The 21,833-nt window shown below is 51.8% G+C and carries 19 protein-coding genes, 1 tRNA gene and 1 pseudogene; 5 read left to right on the top strand and 16 right to left on the bottom strand.

Features of this window, described 5'->3' with window-relative positions:
- The 13 genes from D7I37_RS24625 to D7I37_RS24565 all read right to left on the bottom strand — a co-directional run bounded on the left by D7I37_RS24625 (position 1) and on the right by D7I37_RS24565 (position 12,506).
- Complete coding sequence (locus D7I37_RS24625) at positions 1-561, bottom strand: DUF2857 domain-containing protein (RefSeq protein ID WP_129544534.1); 561 nt, start codon at positions 559-561, stop codon at positions 1-3.
- A 13-nt stretch (positions 562-574) separates the two neighbouring features.
- The gene (locus D7I37_RS24620; protein ID WP_129544533.1) at positions 575-2,272 is read right to left on the bottom strand and encodes a ParB family protein; all 1,698 of its coding nucleotides are present in this window, start codon (positions 2,270-2,272) and stop codon (positions 575-577) included.
- On the bottom strand, positions 2,265-2,525 hold the full coding sequence (locus D7I37_RS24615) for a type II toxin-antitoxin system HicA family toxin (RefSeq protein ID WP_129544532.1): 261 nt from the start codon (positions 2,523-2,525) through the stop codon (positions 2,265-2,267). Before D7I37_RS24615 ends, D7I37_RS24620 begins: the two co-directional genes overlap by 8 nt.
- Positions 2,518-2,808 carry a ParA family protein gene (locus D7I37_RS24610; protein ID WP_129544531.1) on the bottom strand — a complete coding sequence of 97 codons (291 nt, stop codon included), beginning with the start codon at positions 2,806-2,808 and terminating at the stop codon, positions 2,518-2,520. The genes D7I37_RS24615 and D7I37_RS24610 overlap by 8 nt, the downstream gene beginning before the upstream one ends.
- Positions 2,809-2,822: 14 nt before the next feature.
- A complete protein-coding gene (locus D7I37_RS24605; RefSeq protein ID WP_129544530.1) occupies positions 2,823-3,035 on the bottom strand; it encodes an AlpA family phage regulatory protein in 213 nt (70 codons plus the stop codon).
- Between the two features lie 467 nt (positions 3,036-3,502).
- Entirely contained in the window at positions 3,503-4,402 is a 900-nt protein-coding gene (locus D7I37_RS24600) for a LysR family transcriptional regulator (RefSeq protein ID WP_129544529.1), read from the bottom strand.
- A 219-nt stretch (positions 4,403-4,621) separates the two neighbouring features.
- Positions 4,622-6,037 carry a sucrose-6-phosphate hydrolase gene (locus D7I37_RS24595; protein ID WP_129544528.1) on the bottom strand — a complete coding sequence of 472 codons (1,416 nt, stop codon included), beginning with the start codon at positions 6,035-6,037 and terminating at the stop codon, positions 4,622-4,624.
- Between the two features lie 80 nt (positions 6,038-6,117).
- On the bottom strand, positions 6,118-7,053 hold the full coding sequence (locus tag D7I37_RS24590; RefSeq protein ID WP_129544527.1) for an aminoimidazole riboside kinase: 936 nt from the start codon (positions 7,051-7,053) through the stop codon (positions 6,118-6,120).
- Positions 7,054-7,227: 174 nt separating this feature from the next.
- Positions 7,228-8,307, bottom strand: a complete 1,080-nt coding sequence (locus D7I37_RS24585) for a porin (RefSeq protein WP_129544814.1) — start codon at positions 8,305-8,307, stop codon at positions 7,228-7,230.
- A 635-nt stretch (positions 8,308-8,942) separates the two neighbouring features.
- Positions 8,943-10,004, bottom strand: a complete 1,062-nt coding sequence (locus D7I37_RS24580) for an aldose 1-epimerase family protein (protein ID WP_129544526.1) — start codon at positions 10,002-10,004, stop codon at positions 8,943-8,945.
- Positions 9,997-10,851 (bottom strand): inositol monophosphatase family protein, encoded by an 855-nt coding sequence (locus D7I37_RS24575; protein ID WP_242502739.1) that lies wholly within the window; start codon positions 10,849-10,851, stop codon positions 9,997-9,999. The genes D7I37_RS24580 and D7I37_RS24575 overlap by 8 nt, the downstream gene beginning before the upstream one ends.
- The gene (locus D7I37_RS24570) at positions 10,832-11,635 is read right to left on the bottom strand and encodes a glycerophosphodiester phosphodiesterase family protein (RefSeq protein WP_129544525.1); all 804 of its coding nucleotides are present in this window, start codon (positions 11,633-11,635) and stop codon (positions 10,832-10,834) included. The genes D7I37_RS24575 and D7I37_RS24570 overlap by 20 nt, the downstream gene beginning before the upstream one ends.
- A gap of 112 nt (positions 11,636-11,747) precedes the next feature.
- Complete coding sequence (locus D7I37_RS24565) at positions 11,748-12,506, bottom strand: DeoR/GlpR family DNA-binding transcription regulator (protein WP_129544524.1); 759 nt, start codon at positions 12,504-12,506, stop codon at positions 11,748-11,750.
- Between the two features lie 433 nt (positions 12,507-12,939).
- Between D7I37_RS24565 and ugpB the strand changes: the two genes are divergently transcribed.
- The 5 genes from ugpB (at position 12,940) to D7I37_RS24540 (ending at position 19,025) form a co-directional block, all read left to right on the top strand.
- Positions 12,940-14,256: a sn-glycerol-3-phosphate ABC transporter substrate-binding protein UgpB gene (gene ugpB / locus D7I37_RS24560; RefSeq protein WP_129544523.1), complete on the top strand. Its 1,317-nt coding sequence runs from the start codon at positions 12,940-12,942 to the stop codon at positions 14,254-14,256.
- A 61-nt stretch (positions 14,257-14,317) separates the two neighbouring features.
- A complete protein-coding gene (gene ugpA, locus D7I37_RS24555; protein WP_129544522.1) occupies positions 14,318-15,205 on the top strand; it encodes a sn-glycerol-3-phosphate ABC transporter permease UgpA in 888 nt (295 codons plus the stop codon).
- Positions 15,202-16,047 (top strand): sn-glycerol-3-phosphate ABC transporter permease UgpE, encoded by an 846-nt coding sequence (ugpE, locus tag D7I37_RS24550; protein WP_129544521.1) that lies wholly within the window; start codon positions 15,202-15,204, stop codon positions 16,045-16,047. Before ugpA ends, ugpE begins: the two co-directional genes overlap by 4 nt.
- 3 nt (positions 16,048-16,050) lie before the next feature.
- Entirely contained in the window at positions 16,051-17,127 is a 1,077-nt protein-coding gene (locus tag D7I37_RS24545) for a sn-glycerol-3-phosphate import ATP-binding protein UgpC (protein ID WP_129544520.1), read from the top strand.
- A gap of 266 nt (positions 17,128-17,393) precedes the next feature.
- Positions 17,394-19,025, top strand: a complete 1,632-nt coding sequence (locus D7I37_RS24540; protein WP_129544519.1) for a Na/Pi cotransporter family protein — start codon at positions 17,394-17,396, stop codon at positions 19,023-19,025.
- Positions 19,026-19,273: 248 nt separating this feature from the next.
- Here the strand turns inward: D7I37_RS24540 and D7I37_RS24535 are convergent.
- From D7I37_RS24535 to dpiA, 3 genes and pseudogenes are all read right to left on the bottom strand, one after another.
- Positions 19,274-20,569, bottom strand: a pseudogene (locus tag D7I37_RS24535) (tyrosine-type recombinase/integrase); the annotation flags it as partial.
- 228 nt (positions 20,570-20,797) lie between these two features.
- Positions 20,798-20,873: transfer RNA gene (locus tag D7I37_RS24530), tRNA-Asn, on the bottom strand.
- A gap of 261 nt (positions 20,874-21,134) precedes the next feature.
- Positions 21,135-21,821: a two-component response regulator DpiA gene (gene dpiA, locus D7I37_RS24525; RefSeq protein WP_095098355.1), complete on the bottom strand. Its 687-nt coding sequence runs from the start codon at positions 21,819-21,821 to the stop codon at positions 21,135-21,137.
- Between the last annotated feature and the right edge of the window lie 12 nt (positions 21,822-21,833).

Below are 21,833 nucleotides of genomic sequence, written 5' to 3'. Positions count from 1 at the left end.
TCAGACAAGACCCTGGTCGATCCAACCTTGAATGGCATTCCAGATGACCGACAGGGGGAGTCCGGTGCCTTCGGCCAGTACGGCGGCGATATCAAGCATACCCATATCATCGGTCAGTGCAATGCCGCTCTTTTTCACACTAGCTGACCAACGATTCCAGAGATCTGCGTCCTGCGCCTCGCTCAATACCGGATGGCGACCTTTACGTTTTGGCAGACCAATCACATTGCGACGCAACGCAATTTCCTGATGGCTGAGGCCGAAGAACCTGCTGATCAACTCAGTGCTGGCTCCAAGGCACAGCAGCCGGTCAATTCGACTGACTTCTTCGGTGATGTCGTTAGCCTGATTCAGCAGTCGCTGGAGTACATTACGGTTGATGCAGACCGAACACCATGAGACGGTGGCATTGGCAAGGATGCTGGCCATTTGCGGGTGCTTGAGCGCATCCAGGTCGGTGTCGTCGAAGCCCATCGATTTTGCCCGACGCATTTGGCCGTTGCGCAGATCATGAAGCGCCTGCGCAATAACGGCTTGGTTGAGCGGATGCGGACCCGACATAGCGCAGCTCTCCTCATGTCCCTGGTTGGGCATCCACATGCCCGGCAATGGCGCTTTCAATATCCATCAAGCGCCGGCCAAGCCGGAGTAGGCGAAACAGTTTTACCAGACTGTTGTCGCTCAACCGTTCGGATTGTGTCTGCGATGTGCCTGCATGTGATGGGAAGCCCAGTAAAAGGAGGCCCAAATGTTCGGCGAGAAGCGATGTACTGATATGGGCTTCTGCAGGACTTTCTGATGCATAAGACGTGCTCAGTGAATGCAGTAACGCCAGCAGCGCGCTGGCAAGGGAAGGCAGTTCACGGTGCGGCAGCAGGCATCGGAAACCCAAACCTGCCTCGTACGTTTCGATGGCATCGCTCAGGTCTAACTCGCAGGCGATCTCCAGGGCGAATTGCGAGATGTGGGTGCGCAGTCGCACAGGCTCGTCGAGAGCAGGGTCGATGAACCAGACATCGGTGATGGGATAAAGGCCACCGGCCTGGACGGGGATTGCCTGCAGCACATTATTTTCGAAATCAGGAAGCTGCTCACCGGTGTGCCCGGCGATGAGACGCTGAATTGATTCCAGGCGTTCGGTCGTCCCTGCGGGGGACACGATATGCTCACTGATACGCGAGGTGTGCTGGGCGTCATTCTCATTATTTAAAGTCACGGACGAGGGTACTGATGATGGCGGTATGACTTCTGGTGATGTTCTTCCCGGTGCCGTGACAGGTTTTGCCGGGTGTAAGGCGGTTGTCGGCTGAGGAGGCGGCATCTCTGTCGTTTGCTGCGGCGATAATGCAGACATCATGGGTATGGAAGGTTCACTGCTCAGCACCTGCCAGCGTTTTTCCGTGTTGAGGATATCGATGGTCAGGGTGTCGTAATCGACGGAGAGCAGGTCAGACATTTGGCCTATCAGTTCATCCTTCACGCGCTGGATATTGAAATTCCCGGCGGTACCATCGAACCCGGTCAGAACATCCTGAAACAGAGAAGGGAAAGCGATATGTGCATGTTGTGATGCCGGGTGTGCCTCCCATATCCTTGCCGCCGAACGTCGCAGGCTGGTGAGTTGTTCGACCTGGGGACGCCCCATGCCAGCGTATAGTACAGTTGGGATGGCGGGCAGCAGGTACTGGATGGCTTCCTGCATCCGACTAATGCGTGGCTGAGACACCGGATAGCCGTCAGCTCGCAGGAGACGTGAGAGTTCCGACTGAGAAACCGTTTTGCCCGTTTCCTGTTCATAGAGTTCGCGTGCTCGTTCGACGCCAAGCGCCCGTTCGATGAAGGTGTGTTTGCCGTGTAGCTCGCCCTCTGCAAGATGACCGGTCAGCGCGATGATTTCGCCGCGTTCTGTCCAGGGCCGATACAAACATGAGATGCGAAAGAAGTGTTCGTCCTTCGTCTCTGACCAGAGTTCACGCAGGATGGCCAGCCGCGTGTTACCGCCGTTACGGATAATGTAATGGTGGGCGCCAGGGCGCCGTGTAATAGCAGGGGGGGCATCAAGTCCGCGTTCGCGAATCGAGTCTTTGATTTCATCATATAAGGGATTGCGGGTCAGCCGTGGATTGAGTTCGTAGGCTTGCAACTCATCCAGCGTCACCACCATCGGAGTGTCCTCAAGCGGGTCATTCAAGATATCAACGGCTGGACCATTTCGAATGAAGCCTTCGCTCACCAGCTCGTTGGCCTTCTCCTGTGGAGTGGCATCAGACATGGTCATCCCCTTCTTGCTCAGGCGCATCGAAACGGGCATGCTCGCGCTTTGTTCGCTGTAACATGGCTCGGGCATTGCGTCCGGCGCGGTGATCACTGGCTGTTGAACTGGTAAAGATTGGCGGAAGCCCTGCCTTGACGAACTTGAGGTGTCCGCCGGCTGTGCGGGAGATGAGCCAGCCTTCGCTCAACGCGTATTCGATCAGCGGCAGCAACACTTTGTGACCTCGGGCGAGTTTCCGGGCGTCAGACATGAGCGGCTCCCCTCACGGTTTTGCCGGTTACCATTACGAACTGTTCATGCCATTGTGGATAGAACTTCTGAGACAGGCTGCGTATCACCTCCAGGGTAGAAGCGGACAGCTGTTCGTAAACCCCGCATGGTACGTAAAAGCTCAATAGCGTGTGCTGCATGCCCATATCGAGTAGCGATATGCTCAGAACTGCATCCGCGATATATGTGCCAAGATTAGCCTCAGTCTCAACCGTCGTCTTCCCCACGTTGCCTTTAGTTGAAATTACAGAGATAACTTCCATATGAAATACTCCTGTCAGGTACGTTTTTCACCACGCTCGACGATCCATTGAGCAATTTCATCGGAATACCATCCGACAGCGCGCAACCCGATAGGAACGGCCTGAGGGAATTTTTTCTCCCTCATGAGCTTATAAATATAAGCCCGTTTCAGGCCGGTTCTTCTTTGGACTTCCGGGCGTCGAAGGATTATGCGCTCGTCTGTGGGCACATGGGTTTCATCTAACATACTGGTTACTCCTTAGCAGCCGGTGGCATTCCTGAGATTGACCCATTTAAAGTTCGCCAGCCCGGAAACTCAGCAAAGAATACGCAGTGCGCTTGCCCTTATTGTTACGTTCAGTTTGGTCGAATGAACCGCTCTGAAAGGTTGCTGCGACAGAGAAGCAACACCAACTAGACTCGAAATAGTTAGGGAAATGATTGAGTAACAAAAAATTAAAATCTAGTCCGCAGAAGAGAGTAGGTAGGACAGCCGTAGGAGCATGAAAAAAACAGAGGAGTGAGGAAAAAACTTCTGCTCATATTGTCTCTAAAAACTATAATATTTACGGTGGGTTGAGTAAAAAATGATATGCGCGTCTAGTTTTTTTAAGCATCAAAGGATATTTTATTGTTGTTTTTTTGCTCAGTTGGTGAAGAAAAAAAAGCATGGTCAGCGCCCTTGAACATGCGAAAAAATGGGTGTCCAAGGGTCTAACTCAAGAGAGGGTTATCGATTGTTCCGGCTCTTTGTATGAACCGGGCCACTGTAGGATCGAGCTCCCTGGCCTGTGTGATGAAATAGGTCGTAGTATCAGGGATTTCTTCGTGCAATGGCCTTACGATGACGTTGGGGTATGCGAAGATCCCCAACTGAGATGTTAATCCTATTCCGATACCGTAGCCTGCAGCTACCAGCATAAGCATTTGCTCATGTCCTGATGCGTACTCGGTGATGGTTGGAAGTGAAAGGTTCTCGCCGCAGAACCACCGGGAAACCACTTGGAATCCGCCTGCGCATTTCACCGGATGGAAAAGGATCAGTGGAAACTGCTTAACCTCCCGCAGTGTCACCTTGCTGGAAGCAAGCAGTGGATGATGAGTCGGTATAGCAACGGCGGGTCGTTCACCCCAGACCTTGTGTTTGATATAGCCACTTAAGGGGTCAGAATTGACTGTAATGCCAATATCAATTTGATCATGATGGAGAGCGCGCAGCATTTCGTCGGCTGTCATTTCAGTGATTCGAACTTGTGTGCTTGGTTCTTCTTCACGTGTTTTCGCCAGCAGGCTCGTTAATCTGGGCTGAGCAAGACTATCCGAGAGTCCGATACGAATTCTTCCCAGAGAGCCGTTGGAAGCGGCTTGAACCCTAGACTGTACATATTCGAAGAATGTCAGCATTTGGCGTACATCGTCAAGCAGTACTTCGCCAGACCATGTAAGCCGAATACCACCTTTGCTTCTATTAAAAAGGCGAACACCCAGTAGGCCCTCAAGGTCGTGTATAGCATGGGCCAGGGAAGACCGTTCTATATGTACACGCTCAGATGCGCGTACGAAACTCAGCTCCTCTGCAACGACCAGAAAATATCTAAGGTGGCGAATCCTCATGATAAATCTCCATATGTGAAGATGGAATCCAGTGGTCGTTGGAAGAGCCATCTCTGATTGTTGGTATATACGTTCTAATGGCTCACATCAGTACTTCAAGGCCCAAGGCTGAAATATTACCTTGACTGTCTGGATGCTGATTTTAGTCACTGTTTTCTGTAATTCTTATTTCTTTTCTGTATGGCATGCGTAACAAGGAAACTCGCGAAGTGCTTTTTCTTAATTCACAGAACTGGGGCTTAATACCCAATAGGTTGCATTGAGTTTAGCCTCTCCGCCAAATGTCAGCGTAGCCGGATTGTTGGGGAAGTAACGGTTGCTCATCACGCCTTCGCCGTCATTGATGAAAATTTCGATGCTGGAACGATCACAGAGAATATGCAGGTTGCGCACTTGCCCCGGCCAGTAACGATATTGCCATTCATCATTTTCAAGGCTGCAACGCGCTAATCTTAATCCATAGTCGTCCCAGCGTAATATTAACGTGCTGGCGAAATCGAGTGTCAGGGATTCAGGACTCTGTTTCTCAATGACCAGTTCCAATGATTGCGCGTTCAGTGTAGGGGCACTATCTGCGCCGCCACTCCACGATTGCCTGACGCCGCGAAGTTGCTGCAATTCCTGTACGGGTTGTTGATATAGTTTACCATTTCTGAAGGTCAGTTCTCGCATGCAGGTCATTTGGTGGATCCAACCGCAAGCAAGGGTCGGTTGTCGCATTTCTTCCCCATCCGGTACGCCCATCCAGCCCACCAGCAGGCGGCGACCGTCCGCAGTTAGCGTGGTTTGTGGCGCATAGAACTCGAATCCTGCATCCACTTCATTGACAGGCCCATGGCGGAAAGTGAAGGTTCCCATGTCGAAATCGCCGCACAGATAGGCGGCTGGATGAGTATTGAGGAATCGGCTGGCTTCGCGCGCGATCCCCTGAGGACAAAAGAGTAAGATGGTTTTGCCATCAAGCATAAAAAAATCCGGGCATTCCCACATATATCCCGTCTCTGCTAAACCGCCAAGCGTGCTACCCGCAATTTCACCGATGCGGGTCCAATCATGCAGATTGTCGGAACGTAGCAGAAGCACCTTGCCCCTGAGATTTTTATCCTGAGCACCTAATACCATGTACCAGCAGTTGGCATCACACCAGATTTTGGGATCCCGAACGTGCCCGGTATAACCCTCGGGGAGGGGGACCACTGGACCTAATTTATCGAAACCGCCGTCCGCATTTTGTATAGCCAGGCACTGCCAGGCGGTGCGGTTACCATCGTCGAATTCTACATTTCCTGTATAACACAGCGTAAGTTTGCCTTGATATTCCACAGCGCTGCCTGAATAACAACCGTTGCAATCGTATGTCTGGTCTGGCAACAGGGCTATGGGTTCATGTTGCCAGTGCAGTAAATCGTCAGAACTCCAGTGTCCCCAGTATTTATTCTGATGACTGCAAGACAACGGGTTCCACTGGTAAAACAGGTGGTATCTTCCCTGAAAGTGAATGAAACCATTTGGGTCGTTCATCAGACCAGTAACCGGAGCGAGATGCCAGCGCGGGTAGTGGTTATCGGCCAGCGTCCTGGGCTGACCTTTCATTACTGCCTGTAAGACAGAGGACAGCAGCGTTTGTGTGGTCATAATTGTATATCCAGGTTGTTTTTAAAAAGTAAAGAAATCATAGAAGTGAAGCGATGTATGCATTTTAAATAACTTCATAATTATCCCGTCACTCTATGTCGTTGAAGAGCTATGAAATCCGGCAGCGCCGTCATCGCGCCCAGGGCAGTTGTTGCCAGCGCGCCGCAGATTTGCGCTTCGGCGAGGCATTGCGCCAACTGCGGCTCGTTAAGTGGCAGACCACGCTCAGCCATTCCCCACAGTAATCCGGCCACGAAAGCGTCGCCTGCACCGGTGGTATCCACGCTTTTCATAATCTGGCTGGGGTAGTGCTGCACCTGACCCTGGTAGCAGACCAGCACACCGGCTTTGCCCAGGGTCACTATCAATAACTTGAGTTGATAGTCACGGCTCAGACGCTGGAGATTCTGTTGAGTCAATCCTGACTCACCACTGAAAAACAGCATCTCCTCTTCAGAGAATTTCACCACATCGGCGAATTGCAAAGCGCGTTCAACACAACAATGTAGCTCCGCCGGGTCCGGCCAAAAATCCATCCGGATGTTAGGATCGAAGCTTACCCAACCGCCGACCTGTTTCACCTCTGTCATGGCAGAGTATGCGGCGCTGCGGCAGGGTTCAGCAGAGAGTGCTATTGAGCAAACATGCAACCAATCGCCTGGTTGAAAAGTCGGCAGATCGGACGGTTCGAGAAACAAATCCGCGCTGGGGCGCACCATAAACGTAAAGTTGCGCTCCCCCTGGCTATCTAATGCCACTATTACGGTCGAGGTCCGTTGGGTCGGATCCAGCACCATAAACTCCGTATCCACTTTTTCTTGTTGCAGGGTTACCCGCATCAGTTGACCAAATGGATCATCGCCGACCCGGCCGATAAACGCACTGTTGCCTCCCAGTCGAGCGATACCGACCGCGACATTCGCTGGCGCGCCGCCCGGACATTGGCGCAATTTCCCCGGTTCATCGGAGATCAAATCAACTACAGCATCACCCAGCACCCATACTTTCGCTAACATAGGACCCTCCTGTTCGTCGTTAATATTGTAAAATTCAGTTGAACTGTTTTACGTCGCCTGAATGGCCGTAACGCGATGTTGGGATAACGGCCTGTTTCCGGCATCTAATCGACGGGGCAGATAAAAAAGAGTTCACTGTTTTTTATCTGCCCATTTCCTTTATATATCTGAACATCAGAACTGATAGATGAGATCTAAGGCAATGGCATTGTCAGTGTTGATGCCTGTAGCCTTAGTGAATTCATTATCTTTAAGTAAATTAATTCTGTAATCCACCCAGGTCAGGATATTTTTATTGAAGTAGTAGTAGGTACCAATTTGAATATACTTTTGAATAGTCTGATCCCCACCACGGAAGTTGCCGTAACCCTGGAGGTTTTCACCGCGCTGTGTCACAAATCCTATAGACGGACGCAGGCCATTCAGGAACAGGTATTGCGCAATGACTTCAAAATTTCGGGTTTTATCCGCTATCTGGCTCTGCCCATAAGGCGTCATATCTTTGGTCTGGCCGTAAATGGCACCAAAGTAAACCTGATTAGCGTCGTATTTTACGCCTGTTACCCAGGCCGACGCATCATCGCCCTGACCATCAGCCTGCTGAGTTAGTGTGCGGTTGGCTTTCATACCGGCAGCAGAGAGGGTGATCCCGTCGGTAATGGCATATGTCAGACCGGCACCGTATCCATCGCCGTTTGAGAGTTTGGCCGAACTTCGGTCATTTTTACCCTGATATTGTAGGGTATACTTCAGCCCATCCCAAGTCGGCGAGCGGTAGGTCAGCAGGCCGCCAGAGCGTTTGGACATGAAGTTGTCTGTGAAGGTCATGGAGCTGGCACCAAAACCCGGCGCCATGTCTGTGAATGACGCGGTATCAAACAGCACACCTAAATTACGACCATAATCGATCGAACCGAAGTCAGCATATTTAAGTCCAGCAAAGCCCAGACGTGTGGCGTTACTACTCTGCGCGTCGGCACCTCCTTCAGTGTGGTTTGCCATGAAATTATATTCCCACTGACCATAGCCCGTGAGTTTGTCGTTGATCTTCGTCAGCCCCCTGAACCCAAGCCGTGCCAGCGTGCCATCACCATCTTCAGATGTGTTATCAGAAATAACGTGTTTAGCTTCAACCTTTCCGTACAGTTCAACTTTGTTACCGTCTTTATTATAAATTTCAGCGGCCAGCGTCGGTGCTGAAATCAGAGTGCTTAATAAACCATAAACCCCCAGCCTTGAATTAAAATTACGCATCATATTTACCCGTATATTAATAGTGGTCACAGAGTTAAAATGAGGGCATCCTGGCCCAAATCGATAGGGCAAATTATAAAAAAACTATTTCCCCACACGAATCCTCTGGCGTGTATTAGCCAGTAATTTAAACGGTGGAACGTATTTTTTCCTGAATGAATAATCAGGATTGCAGAGTGATTTTTTTTATCAGTGAAATTTAACCTCCAAAATTTAAATGAATTTAATTTTTATCCCGATATTCACGAAGACATGTTGGGCCTATTTTTATTTCGTGAACTTTCATAAAGGACCAGTCAGTAATATTCAGCAGTAACCTACTTTCACCTCCAGAGAAAACGGTATAAACGGGAGCGCAAATCCGTGGGCATGAATATGCCTGAGGCCATGCTCCCTGGTTTTCAATGACTGACTGAACTGCCATGCCAGTCGTTGCAGCAGATGGTCATGACCCATTACAGCCATTTCGGGTTCTGCTGCTATAAAAATGCCATCAATACCGGTCAGCCCATCATGCTGAGGTAGGCACTCCACTCCCTTTTGCGTCTCTGTTCTGCAAGCCGGAAGACGCCCGTCTGAATATGTTTGCTGCCACAGCCCGGACAAAACGCACAGATCCAGAACTTCGGTTGCTATTAAGCGTCACTGTTGACCGAACCCAGTGCTATCACGATGTTGTATTTCACTACATCCCCGGCTTGCAGAGTGACTGAACCGTTCGCATGCGCCCCCTGCGGATCAAAGCGGCGTGCCGGTTCGATGCTCAGGGCATAGACGCCAGACTGAAAAGCCCGCCAGATGCCAAACGCAGGCAATTCTTCACGGGGATAACAGAGACGCACGCGCAATTCTCCGGCTGGCGTCTCACTGGTCAGACTGACGCTGGCGGTCTTACCGCTCGCCGTAATGGGGATATCCTCGTAGTAATCCCTATAATCATTATCCGGGCGCTTTTCATCGGTATTAAATGCCGCTGCCTTTTCCAGACAAACGTCACCCGATATCTGGGTACTTTCATTCAAAAAAGGATGCCCGAAATTAATGTGGTACAGGATGGCGTGCGGTGTTGGCCGGTATCCCTGATTTTCTACTCTGTCGCTGATGTGTATCGTTTCGCCGTAGACATCGAGCGTTATGCGGCGCGTTAGAACGAGGTTTTCACCGAATACTGCGCTCTGCCTGATAACGCCTTCAGCCCAGATGACAGGACCGTCTGCGCTCCAATCAATTCCATAGCCCGAAAGTACGGCTCGTTGACTGGAAATCCTCCCATGCAGGGGGTAGAAAACCTGCCGGCGATGTTTATGGATATAGTGGGCACCATCGTCCCGCCGGGCACCACCGATGTGGTCCAGGCCACATGTGGCAATGAAGCCATCAAAGTTTCGGTAAAAGCCTACGCCATCTTCCGCATCGACCGGATGCGGGGGCCATGGCATGCCGTTTGCGCTGTTCCATCCGATGTTAATACCGCGCCAGGTGGCACCGGAAATATCGAAACCGCGGTCAACGGCAATTTCAAGTCCGATCCCCCTCGCGTTCCGGACCACGAGCAGCCGCTGTCCCCGTCCAGGCCCGTCTTCCACCTGCAACAGACGGATATCTGCAACACCCCGACCATCCACGGTACGTCGCCGCAGTTCAGTGGGCGACATTTCATCAACAGCGCGAAACGCAGCCTTTGCCGGATCAGTCATGGGTGGCTCCGGTGGACGAGGAATTGCCACCAACCCTCTCCAGCAGTGGACGGACCTTTACCAGGAATGCTTCGCTTCCGCACGCAAACCGCAGCTTTGCATCCAGCCCGATGTTGTGCCAGTCAATGGTATGTGATGCACCAAGATTGGCGAGAATAGGCAGCGCCGCCATGACATCCCAGGTTGAGTCACCCAGCGAAATATATCCGTCGGTTTCGCCCATTGCGACTTCAATAAGGGAAAGTGTTGCTGAGCCGCCGAAGCGAAAGCTGAAATTCAATTCGTCGAAGATATAGCGCATGACTTCAAGCCGGTCATCGGTCGCAACGGAGGGATGCCAGCTCAGGCCCGTTGATGCCTGCGAATCATCAAGAGACGGCAGTGACATCATCGGGTTTCCGTTGAGTTTTGTTCGTAACCCATCGCCTCCGCTCAGCATGAGGTTGCGGACCGGCGCGTAAATGACGCCAAACACCGGACGATGATTTTCATACAGTCCGATGGATACGGCCCAGTTTTGACCGCCGCGTACGAAATTAAATGTGCCGTCGATGGGATCGATAACCCAGACTCGACCTGAACTTCCGGTAATATCGCATCCTTCTTCACCGAAAACGCCATCACGGGGGAATGCGTTGATCAGGCTGGTCATCAGAAACTGTTCAACCTGTCTGTCGGCTTGTGTTACCAGGTCGAGATGGCCTTTCTTTTCGACCTGCAGGGTTGCCAGAGAATGAAAATGAGCGAGAGCCATTTCACCCGCTTTTCGCGCGATGTCTTCAATTTCTGACACCATCGCCTGGACCGGCGCCAACGCAGTAGTTCTATTATCGGCCATAAATTTCATCCCTGATCCCTGCGACCAAAGCAACGTCGTTGCTCAAAATCTGATCCATCCAGCCACCGCGTATCCACTCAATAACCTGGGCACGGATATCAACACCATAGGTAAGAAGCGAGTCAAGATTATCCACGGGAATATATAAATGGGCCGCAATGCCTGCTTTCCTTAACTGGAGCGCTTCGCCGCGGGGGAAATGTTGGATTTCCAGATTAATGGCGTCGACATTTGCTTCACGAGCAATCGCCACCGGGTCAATGAGTCGTGAATGCGTGTGACCCACAGTCGGCACCTCCGGGATAGTCTTTTTGATATCCCGCAACTGAACAAAATCGAAAGAAGAGAACTGAAGCAGATCGGCACAGTCCAGCTCATCAATCAGTGCCCGGAGTTTCGGGAAAAGTTCATCGTTCCGATGGTGGATTTTCAGCTCAACCTGATAAACGATGTCCTGTTCACGAGCCAGCATAAGTGCATCTTTCAACTGGGGGATTTTCTCACCGGCAAATTCTGCACTGAACCAGCTACCGGCATCAAGACGGGACAGATCGGCATACGTCATGTCACACACAAGGCCACGTCCATCAGTGGTGCGATCAACCATGTCATCGTGAATGAGAACCAGCTCACCGTCGCGGGTCAATAGCAGGTCGGTTTCGCAGGTCACGCCTGCGCCACCCAGCTCGCGGGCTTTGCGAAAAGCGGCGAGGGTATTCTCTGGAGCACCGGCACTGTGGCCCCGGTGTCCTGCAACCCGGACCTGTCCGGGCTTCATCAACAATGGATTCATTCTATTTTCCTGTTTAACTGCGCAGATGCGCCTTTTAACCGTCGCACACACTGGCTTAAGGTTTTGTGGCGACTGACATATTGTGTTCCACAGGAAGGGTGGGCATATCCGGTCAACTGCGAGCCGGACTGGCTATCACGAACTTTCTGCGCAACTTATCAGGTACGTTATCAAGGAAGCTCTGGGCGCCCTTGTCAGTGACGATGACATCCACATCCTCAATTCGGGTGATGACCGAAAGGCTCGATTTCGTGAACTTTGAGTAATCAGCCACCACAATCACGCGGCTTGACACCTCCATCATTGCTTTCTCAACGCTGGCATTAACGGGGGTTGACGTACAAATCAGCCCACGCTCCAGATCCACAGAAGCGGCATTCAGAAAAAGCTTGTCCACGTTGAACTGGCGTATAAAGCTTTCTGCCAATGGTCCCCGGAATGACCTGTTCGCGTCGGTGTATTCGCCTCCGACGCTATAAAAATTATGCCGCTCCCCCCGGGTCAGCTCATTAATGATGTCCAGACCATTAGAGATGACCGTCAGGCTATTCCGGCCTGACAGCAGTTTGGCAATTTCGAGCGTTGTCGTCCCCGCATCCAGGAGCACGGCATCACCGTCAACTATCATCCCGGCAGCCACTGATGCAATCGCTGCTTTCTGTGGCAGCCTGGACACCGCGCGAGTCGCATGCGTCAAATCCTGTGCAACCTGATTGATGCTCACTGCACCACCATGTGTCCTGCGTAGCAGGCCAGCCTGTTCCAGCTCATCCAGATCCCGCCTGATGGTCGCAACAGAAACTTTCAGGCGACGGGTCAGTGTGGTGATATTCAGAAACAGTTCTTCCTGAAGTAACTCAACAATCTTCATCTGACGGTCTTTTGCAGTGTTTATCACAGTGTGTTCTCGCAATTAATATGATTTATTACGATCATACGAGCGAAATGCACACCCCGTCAATCGAAGCCAGCACGATACGCTTGATATGGCTAAACAGTAAGCGATTAATGGTGTGTCACGAGCATATGATCGAAATGCATCATTGGCAATACATGCAAGCGTGAAAAATTTGTGATGCATTGCACAGTTATGTAAGGATTTTTTATGAGGAGGTTTAATTTCGTACTCACAATATTTTTTACTATGAAATTTATTATGAACGATATCGATCATGTGAGCGTTGTCACTGAACCGTCATAAGTTTGTTGTGTACTGTCTCATAAAGTGATGCCATGTTACTTCGTGAACAAGATGTGCGTCATTTCGCTCGTGACTCTCATAACTCTTTACACAGGAAAACTCTATGTCCATGTTTACTTTTCGTTGTGGCTTGGTGAGTGCGATTGTGGGACTGGCGCTCAGCGGCAATGCATTGGCTGTGACAGAAATTACTTTTTGGCACTCAATGGAAAGCCAGGTAGGTCAGGAAACTAACGCTCTGGTCACCCGCTTTAACCAGACTCATCCCGATTACAAAGTTGTTGCATCTTATAAAGGAGGATATGAGCAGAGTCTGGCCAATGGCATCGCGGCAATTCGTAACGGCAAGTCGCCTGACATTCTGCAGGTATATGAAATCGGAACGACCACCATGATGGCGTCACGTGCCATCGTCCCGGTCCATCAGATATTTAAGGACGCAGGCATTCCGCTGGATGAAAAAGAGTTCGTGGCACCGGTAGCTGGCTACTACAGCGACTCAAAAGGCCAGCTGATTTCGATGCCCTTCAATAGCTCGACGCATGTCATCTTCTATAACAAAGATGCCTTCCGTAAAGCTGGACTCAATCCGGATCAGCCGCCTAAAACCTGGCAGGAGCTGGAAAAAGATGCCGAAGCGCTACGCAAATCGGGCATGAGCTGCGGTTACGGCACCAGTCGCCTGGGTATTCACCAAATTGTCAACTTCAGCGCCTGGCATGCGCTGCCGATCGCCACCAAAAATAACGGCTTAGATGGCTTCGATGCTGAGCTGAATTTCAACAATCCGACAGTCATCAGCCATATTCAGATGCTGGAAGACATGTATAAGAAAGGTGATCTGACGTATCTGGGGCGCCAGGACGAGGCGGCTACTAAGTTCTATAGCGGCGAATGCGGGATCGCTACCGGTTCATCAGGTGCGCAATCAGCAATCCAACGCTATGCCAAGTTCGACTGGGGTGTGGGCATGATGCCATACGACGAAACCGTACCGAATGCACCACAGAACGCCATGATTGGCGGCGCGAGCCTGTGGGTCATTAAAGGTAAAGATGCCGATACCTACAAGGGCGTGGCGGAATTCATGCAGTTCCTAGACCAGCCAGAAAATCAGGCGGAGTGGCATCAAAAATCGGGTTATCTGCCGGTAACGTTAGCGGCCTATGAACTGACTAAAAAAGAAGGTTTTTATAACACCCATCCCGGCATGGAAATTGCCATGCGCCAACTGATGAACAAACCCCCACTGCCTTACACCCGGGGTTATCGTCTGGGCAACATGACGCAGATCCTTACTGTGATTGATGAAGAGCTTGAAGACGTCTTTGCAGGTAACCAGACGCCGAAGGCTGCACTGGATAATTCTGTAAAACGCGGTAACGAATTGCTGCGCCGCTTCGAGCAGCAAGTGAAGTAATCGTTCTTTGTACAGGACCAGATCCGTTCTGGTCCTTATTCATTTTTACACGGAGTTAGCTATGTCTTCATCTCGACCGGTATTTCGCACCAGCCTGCTACCGTATCTGCTGGTGCTGCCGCAACTGCTTATCACCGCCATATTCTTTCTCTGGCCTGCCGGAGAGGCGCTGTTGTATTCACTGCAACGTGTTGACCCTTTTGGCATTTCCAGCACTTTCGTCGGGCTGGATAATTTCATCCGCCTTTTCGGGGATGCGCACTATCTCGAATCGTTCTGGATCACGATCAAATTCAGCGGACTGGTTACGGTCTTTGGTATGGTGTTGGCACTGCTGCTGGCGGCGTTGGTCGATTACGTGGTGCGCCTGCGCAAGCTGTATCAGACCCTGTTTATCTTGCCTTACGCGGTGGCACCCGCTGTTGCCGCTGTGCTCTGGATGTTCCTGTTCAGTCCCGGCCTTGGCCTGTTTAGCTACCTACTCAACAACATGGGGTATAGCTGGAACTACGCGCAAAACAGCGGACAGGCGATGTTCCTGATTGTGCTGGCGTCAGTCTGGCAGCAACTCAGCTACAACTTTCTGTTTTTCTTCGCCGCGCTGCAATCCATTCCACAATCACTGGTGGAAGCCGCCGCAATTGATGGTGCCGGGCCGGTGCGCCGTTTTTTCAATCTGTCGCTGCCGCTGATCACGCCGGTGAGTTTCTTCCTGTTGGTGGTCAACCTGATTTATTCCTTTTTTGGCACGTTTGCGGTTATTGACGCGGCGACCGCCGGCGGCCCGGTGCGGGCGACTTCCACTCTGATTTACAAAATCTACCAGGAAGGATTCGCCGGGCTCGATATTTCCTCGTCAGCGGCGCAATCGGTGGTGCTGATGCTGTTGGTTATCGGGCTCACGGTGATCCAATTCCGCTTTGTTGAACGTAAGGTGCAATACCAATGATTGAAAATCGACGTGGGCTGGATATCTTCAGCCATACCTTACTGGTGCTCGGTGCGCTGACTATCCTGTTCCCGTTGTATGTGGCTTTCGTCGCAGCCACGCTGGATAACGAGGCCGTCTATCAGGCACCGATGACGCTCGTCCCTGGCACGCATTTGTGGGAAAACATCAGCCGCATCTGGACACACGGCGTAAACGGCAGCGGTCCGGCATTCGGCATGATGATGCTCAATAGCCTGTTAATGGCACTCGGCATCACCGTTGGCAAAATCACGGTGTCGATTCTTTCAGCGTTCGCGCTGGTGTGGTTTCGTTTTCCACTGCGCTCACTGTTCTTCTGGCTGATTTTCGTCACCCTGATGCTGCCAGTTGAAGTGCGTATCTTCCCGACGGTGCAGGTGATTGCTGACTTGCATATGCTCGATAGCTACAGTGGCCTGACGCTGCCGCTGATGGCTGCCGCCACCGCCACTTTTCTGTTCCGTCAGTTCTTTATGTCGCTGCCTGATGAACTGGTGGAAGCCGCTCGCATTGATGGCGCGGGTCCGATGCGTTTTTTCTGGGACATTGTGTTGCCGCTGTCTAAAACCAATCTGGCAGCACTGTTCGTCATCACTTTTATCTACGGCTGGAATCAGTATCTCTGGCCTCTGCTCATCATTAATGACGCCAGCCTGGGCACGGCGGTGGCGGGGATCAAAAGTATGATCTCTAACACCGGTGCGCCGACGCAGTGGAATGAAGTGATGGCGGCAATGTTATTAACCCTGATCCCACCGGTAGTGGTGGTGCTGGCCATGCAGCGTGTATTCGTGCGCGGCCTAGTTGAGAGCGAGAAATAAGAAATGGCAGGCGTAAAACTTCAGGCAGTTACCAAGTCGTACGATGGGAAAAATCAGATCATTCATCCGCTGGATGTGACGGTGAATGAAGGCGAATTTATGGTGATAGTTGGCCCTTCCGGCTGCGGTAAATCGACGCTGCTGCGTATGGTCGCCGGACTGGAGCGCGTGAGCGCCGGTGATATCTATATTGATGGCAAACGGGTTACCGATGAGGAACCGAAGGATCGCGGGATTGCGATGGTATTCCAGAACTATGCGCTCTATCCGCACATGTCGGTGGAAGAGAACATGGCATATGGCCTGAAAATTCGTGGTATGGCTAAAGAGCAGATCCGCCAGCGCGTGCTGGAAGCGGCCCGCAGCCTTGAACTGGATCACCTTCTCAGCCGCCGCCCGCGTGAATTATCGGGTGGCCAGCGCCAGCGCGTCGCGATGGGCCGCGCGATCGTACGCGAACCGGCAGTATTCTTGTTCGATGAACCGCTCTCTAACCTGGATGCGCGTCTGCGCGTGCAGATGCGCCTTGAATTGCAACAACTGCATCGTCGTCTGAAAACCACCAGTTTGTACGTCACCCATGACCAGGTCGAAGCGATGACGCTGGCGCAGCGGGTGATGGTAATGAATAAAGGTATCGTCGAGCAAATTGGCACTCCGGTCGAAATATATGAACGACCCACTAGCCAGTTTGTCGCGTCGTTTATCGGTGCGCCGGCGATGAATCTGTTAGCCGGCCAGATCGACAGTGATGGCACGCATTTTAACCTTAATGCGTCGCACGCGCTGCCGCTCGGTGTGAGTAAAACCAAGTTAGCGAATCGTCCGGTGGTGCTCGGTATTCGCCCTGAGCACATTAAGATCTGCAGCCATGAGCAGGGCGGCAGCATTCCGCTGCTTGTGGAGACACTTGAGATGTTGGGGGCGGATAACCTCGTACACGGCCGCATTGGTGACGCACGTTTAGTGGTACGTTTGCCATATAGTGAACGTCCGCAAACGGGCAGCACGCTGTGGCTGCATCTGCCGTCAGATGCATTACATTTTTTCGATGCCACGCATGGGAAACGTCTGGATTGAGTCTGCAAAATTTCTGGGTTCTCTCATCAATACCCTCTGGAGAATGTTTTACGTTCTGATGGCTCACGATGTGCCCGTTTAATGGTGGGTTTTTTTATAGGGGACATTTATAGGCAGGCAGGGAAGATCGACATTCTAATAACATGACGTTCTCTGCCTCCAGCTTTTGAGCGGCCAGACAGAATTTCAGAAATATTTGACGAGTAAATAATATTGAACCGCCCCCGGGGATCCTGCAGGGAGTCAATAATTTATAAGGAGAAAGTGTGCTTACTCTATTGCATCTGCTTTCGGCGGTGGCGCTATTGGTCTGGGGCACGCATATTGTTCGTACCGGCATTATGCGTGTTTATGGTGCCAGGCTCCGGAGTGTGCTAAGCCGCAGTGTTGAGAAAAAACCGCTCGCATTTTGTGCGGGCATTGGTGTGACCGCGCTGGTACAAAGCAGCAACGCGACCACCCTGTTGGTGACGTCGTTTGTGGCCCAGGACCTGGTCGCCCTCACGCCTGCGCTGGTGATTGTGCTCGGGGCTGATGTGGGGACCGCGCTCATGGCGCGTATTCTGACGTTCGACCTCTCATGGTTGTCGCCGTTACTCATTTTCATCGGCGTCATCTTCTTCCTTAGCCGTAAACAGACTCGCGCCGGGCAACTGGGCCGCGTAGGCATTGGGCTCGGTCTGATCCTGCTCGCGCTGGAATTGATTGTGCAGTCTGTCACCCCGATAACTCAGGCCTCTGGTGTGCAGGTAATTTTCGCTTCGCTTACCGGTGACATCATACTGGATGCGCTGATTGGCGCGTTGTTCGCCATTATCAGTTACTCAAGTCTGGCGGCGGTGCTGCTGACGGCGACCTTAACCTCGACAGGGGTTATCTCTTTCGACGTAGCGCTTTGTTTGGTGATCGGCGCTAACCTGGGCTCTGGTTTGCTGGCGATGCTAAACAACAGTACCGCCAATGCGGCGGCCCGTCGTGTGGCGCTCGGCAGCCTGTTATTTAAGCTGGTGGGCAGTTTGCTGGTTCTGCCACTCATCCATGTTCTGGCGAAGACGATGGAGAATCTTCCCCTGCCGGAGTCAGAACTGGTTATCTATTTCCATGTTTTCTACAACCTGAGTCGTTGTCTGATAATGATTCCCTTTGTCGAAACAATGGCACGCTTTTGCCGTCGGATGATAAGCGAAGTCCCGGAAGTGGATGCCCGGATGAAGCCGAAGCATCTCGACACCACCGCGTTGGATACGCCCGCGCTGGGGCTGGCGAATGCTGCGCGTGAGACGCTGCGCTTGGGTGATGTTCTTGAACAGATGCTGGAAACCTGGCAGAAGGTCATGAACGGCGAGCCCAGGCAGGAAAAAGAGCTGCGTAAACTTGCCGATGATGTGGACATACTTTACACCGCAATTAAGTTGTACATGGCGCAAATGCCGAAAGAAGACCTGGCGGAAGAAGAGTCGCGTCGGTGGGCGGAAATCATCGAAATGTCGCTTAACCTTGAACAAGCGGCAGACATTATCGAGCGGATGGGCAGTGAAATGGCCGATAAATCTCTGGCCGCTCGCCGGGCGTTTTCCCAGGATGGTTTGGCCGAGTTGGATAATCTATTACAACAGTTAAACAGCAATTTGAAGCTTAGCCTGTCGGTGTTTTTTTCGGGAGATGTCAGCAGCGCCCGGCGCCTGCGCCGTAACAAACATCGTTTTCGTATTATGAACCGCCGTTATGCCCATGCCCACGTGGACAGGCTGCACCAGCAGAATGTGCAAAGTATCGAAACTAGCTCTCTTCACCTGAGTTTATTAGGGGATATGAAACGGCTGAACTCATTGTTTTGTGCGGTGGCGTATGGTGTTCTGGAACAACCGGAAGAAGACGATACGAGGGATGAGTATTAAAATTTGAAATGAATCGCCACGGGCAGTCTAGATATTTTCAAACATTACTGGACTGATCCCACCCCGGTAGACGATCCTGCCCTATAGTTGGACTAGCGTTTTCTGGGAAATTGTCTGCTAGTAGCCTGTCAGGTCTAATCTTGCTCTACTGTTGGAGCATTTCGGGTTGAGTGGTGAATAATCCAGTTAAATTCCCTGTTAGCACTATTTGTCCGAGAAGATTCGCGAGTTATGTCCAGACTCATGCTGGTCATCGTAGAGAGCCCCGCAATTTGTATGACCAGCTGACTATTTGCTGCTTCAACATGTCCTTTTTCTAACAAATCGAGACGGTCTGCCCAGTCCTGCATCATGACTCGCCGCTGTTCAACATAGGCTGCATGATTGTAGGCGGCACTGACTTTATTCGGTTCCGAATGAGAAAGTTGAGCCTCTATCCAGATTTTTGGATAGCCTATTTCATGCAGTGCGGTTGAAATGGTACCGCGGATACCGTGCCCGGTAAGGCGGTCTTTGTAACCCATTCGTTTGAGGGCCGCGTTAAGTGTATTTTCACTGATGCGTTTATTTAGGTCAGAGTTGCCCGGTAACAAAAATCGTTGCTTGGGCCTGACTTCATGCAAAAGGTGACGGATGATCTCAATCGCCTGAACAGATAGAGGGACGGTGTAAGGCGGGATGGTCTGTGGGCGCATGCTGTTTTTGTGCAAATGCCGTTTTAACTGCTTTACATTGTCTGGTGGAATTAGCCATAAGCCTCGCTCCAGATCAAACTGCTCTGGTGTCGCCAGACGTAATTCGCCAGTTCGCACACCAGTAAGAAGCAACAGGCGAATCCCCAACTGGGTATTCAGTTGTCCTTGGTAATGACGTAGCTTTTTTAAAAGAGTTGGGATCTCATGCATCCACAGAAAAGGATTATGGATTTCGGGTGGTTTGGGTAGGGCAACTACCTTCAGGTCGGTAGCTGGATTGTTTTCCAGCCCTTCAACTTTGACCAACGCAAAACGAAAAACTTGATTCAGCCAGCCTCTGACTTTTTGGGCAACGGTGAATGCTCCCCGCTGTTCGATTCTACTCAGTATTTGCAAGAGATCAGCGCGACGTACATCGTAAATAGATGTTTTGCCAATTCTCGGCAAGACGTCGTTTTTGAAAACACGCTTGCATTGAGAAAGGGAAGATTTTCTGCCTTCCTTCAAAGTCAGCGCCCGGTATTCAGTCCATTCCTTGAATACAGAGTGAAAGCTATTCCCAGAAGCAAGATGGATGGCATGACGTTGCTGCTCTCGGGCAACTCGTGGATTAATATCTTGTGCCAACAAAGCTGAAGCCTGATCTCTTGCCTGTCTGGCTTCACGCAGTGTCATCTCAGGGTATTGGCCCAGGGACATTCGCTTTTGTTTTCCGCACCAGTAATAGCGGAAGTGCCAGGATTTTCCACCTTTGGGTGCGACGGCAAGTGAAAGGCCGGAAACATCAGGGAGGGTGTAGGCTTTACCGGTTGCTTTGGCCCGGCGGACTGTCGTATCGGAAAGTGCCATGATCGTCGCTCCTGATTACAGGTCAGAGCTTGATTCTGGTTTCCGGTCGCAAAGACTTATAGCAAGAATGCGAACACAGTCCACCCGCTTTTCCGAAGGACTTAAAAATGGACTTAAAAGCATCGGATTCAGGTGGATTTCAGCGGACGTCAGTGGAACGTAGAAGAAGGAGTTTCACCCTTCTTTCAATGACCTGTGGACATCAGTAGACATCCAAAGAACAAGAAATGGCTCCTCTGACTGGACTCGAACCAGTGACATACGGATTAACAGTCCGCCGTTCTACCGACTGAACTACAGAGGAATCGTGTGAACGGGGCGAATAATAGCGACCCGCCGGCGGCATGTCAAAGGCGGATTGCGCATTCTGTGACTGTTTGCTTACAGAATGCGCAACCCGTTGAGCTTTTGGCAGATTTACACGGATTCTGCAGGTTTTAACCGCGGTCGATAGCGGTAAAGACCGTCGCTGAGCAGAAGGAATGGTATGCCAAACAAGATGCTGATGGACGATAAAAAAGTAAAGCGATTACACGCAGTCTTGCAAAGCCGATCAAATAACCGTCTATTGCCGTTCGGCGGCGTGGTAAATCCTCTGCGGGCGGCCCACCTTGCCGTAAATTATCTCGGCGCTCAGCTGTTGCGCGGCGGTGCAAAACTCCAGATAACGGCGGGCGGTGGTGCGGCTCAGCCCCATCTTTTGCGCAACGCTTTCAGCGGTATGGCGCGCCGCGGGCTCTGCGAACAGGGCGCGGATTTTCACCAGCGTCAGCGCATCGATGCCGGGCGGCAGCGCCGCCCGCTGTTCGCCGCGCGCATAGGTATTGAACATCTCGTCGATGCGGCGTTGGTTCAGGCGCGCCTTGTCCTTCAGCGCCGCGCGCCGCTGGCTGAACCTGTGCAGCGTGTGGCTCAGGCGATCGTAGGCCAGCGGCTTGATCAGGTAGTCGAACACGCCGTAGCGCAGCGCTTCGGCGACGGTGGCCATCTCGCTGGCGGCGGTGATGAACACGATGCCGCCGCGATAGCCGCTCAGCGTCAGCTCGCGCAGCAGCTCGATGCCCTGGCCGTCGGGCAGGAAGTTATCCAGCAGGATCAGATCCGGTTTGAAGCGTTCGGTCATCGCGCGCGCCTGCGCCAGCGTGCCCGCCAGCCAAATCTGCCGGCAGCCGCCGTTCTGGCGGATAAACTCGGCGTGCATCTCCGCCAGCGGCGTTTCGTCTTCGACGATCAGAATGTTCAGCCATTCCATAATGAAACCTGT

This window comes from Serratia sp. 1D1416 (assembly GCF_003641105.1).
In the GTDB taxonomy this organism is placed as follows: Bacteria; Pseudomonadota; Gammaproteobacteria; order Enterobacterales; family Enterobacteriaceae; genus Serratia; species Serratia ficaria.
Note: the sequence above shows the minus strand (reverse complement) of the source record. Positions and strands in the feature narration are given on the sequence as shown.

Excerpts from the sequence above, each read along its gene's own strand:
- D7I37_RS24590 (WP_129544527.1), bottom strand. The coding sequence starts at position 7,053 with ATGTTAGCGAAAGTATGGGTGCTGGGTGATGCTGTAGTTGATTTGATC.
- D7I37_RS24615 (WP_129544532.1), bottom strand. The coding sequence starts at position 2,525 with ATGTCTGACGCCCGGAAACTCGCCCGAGGTCACAAAGTGTTGCTGCCG.
- D7I37_RS24565 (WP_129544524.1), bottom strand. The coding sequence starts at position 12,506 with ATGAAGATTGTTGAGTTACTTCAGGAAGAACTGTTTCTGAATATCACC.
- D7I37_RS24580 (WP_129544526.1), bottom strand. The coding sequence starts at position 10,004 with ATGACTGATCCGGCAAAGGCTGCGTTTCGCGCTGTTGATGAAATGTCG.
- D7I37_RS24570 (WP_129544525.1), bottom strand. The coding sequence starts at position 11,635 with ATGAATCCATTGTTGATGAAGCCCGGACAGGTCCGGGTTGCAGGACAC.
- D7I37_RS24595 (WP_129544528.1), bottom strand. The coding sequence starts at position 6,037 with ATGACCACACAAACGCTGCTGTCCTCTGTCTTACAGGCAGTAATGAAA.
- ugpA (WP_129544522.1), top strand. The coding sequence starts at position 14,318 with ATGTCTTCATCTCGACCGGTATTTCGCACCAGCCTGCTACCGTATCTG.
- D7I37_RS24610 (WP_129544531.1), bottom strand. The coding sequence starts at position 2,808 with ATGGAAGTTATCTCTGTAATTTCAACTAAAGGCAACGTGGGGAAGACG.
- D7I37_RS24585 (WP_129544814.1), bottom strand. The coding sequence starts at position 8,307 with ATGCGTAATTTTAATTCAAGGCTGGGGGTTTATGGTTTATTAAGCACT.
- ugpB (WP_129544523.1), top strand. The coding sequence starts at position 12,940 with ATGTCCATGTTTACTTTTCGTTGTGGCTTGGTGAGTGCGATTGTGGGA.
- D7I37_RS24625 (WP_129544534.1), bottom strand. The coding sequence starts at position 561 with ATGTCGGGTCCGCATCCGCTCAACCAAGCCGTTATTGCGCAGGCGCTT.
- D7I37_RS24600 (WP_129544529.1), bottom strand. The coding sequence starts at position 4,402 with ATGAGGATTCGCCACCTTAGATATTTTCTGGTCGTTGCAGAGGAGCTG.
- ugpE (WP_129544521.1), top strand. The coding sequence starts at position 15,202 with ATGATTGAAAATCGACGTGGGCTGGATATCTTCAGCCATACCTTACTG.
- D7I37_RS24545 (WP_129544520.1), top strand. The coding sequence starts at position 16,051 with ATGGCAGGCGTAAAACTTCAGGCAGTTACCAAGTCGTACGATGGGAAA.
- D7I37_RS24620 (WP_129544533.1), bottom strand. The coding sequence starts at position 2,272 with ATGTCTGATGCCACTCCACAGGAGAAGGCCAACGAGCTGGTGAGCGAA.
- D7I37_RS24605 (WP_129544530.1), bottom strand. The coding sequence starts at position 3,035 with ATGTTAGATGAAACCCATGTGCCCACAGACGAGCGCATAATCCTTCGA.
- dpiA (WP_095098355.1), bottom strand. The coding sequence starts at position 21,821 with ATGGAATGGCTGAACATTCTGATCGTCGAAGACGAAACGCCGCTGGCG.
- D7I37_RS24575 (WP_242502739.1), bottom strand. The coding sequence starts at position 10,851 with ATGAAATTTATGGCCGATAATAGAACTACTGCGTTGGCGCCGGTCCAG.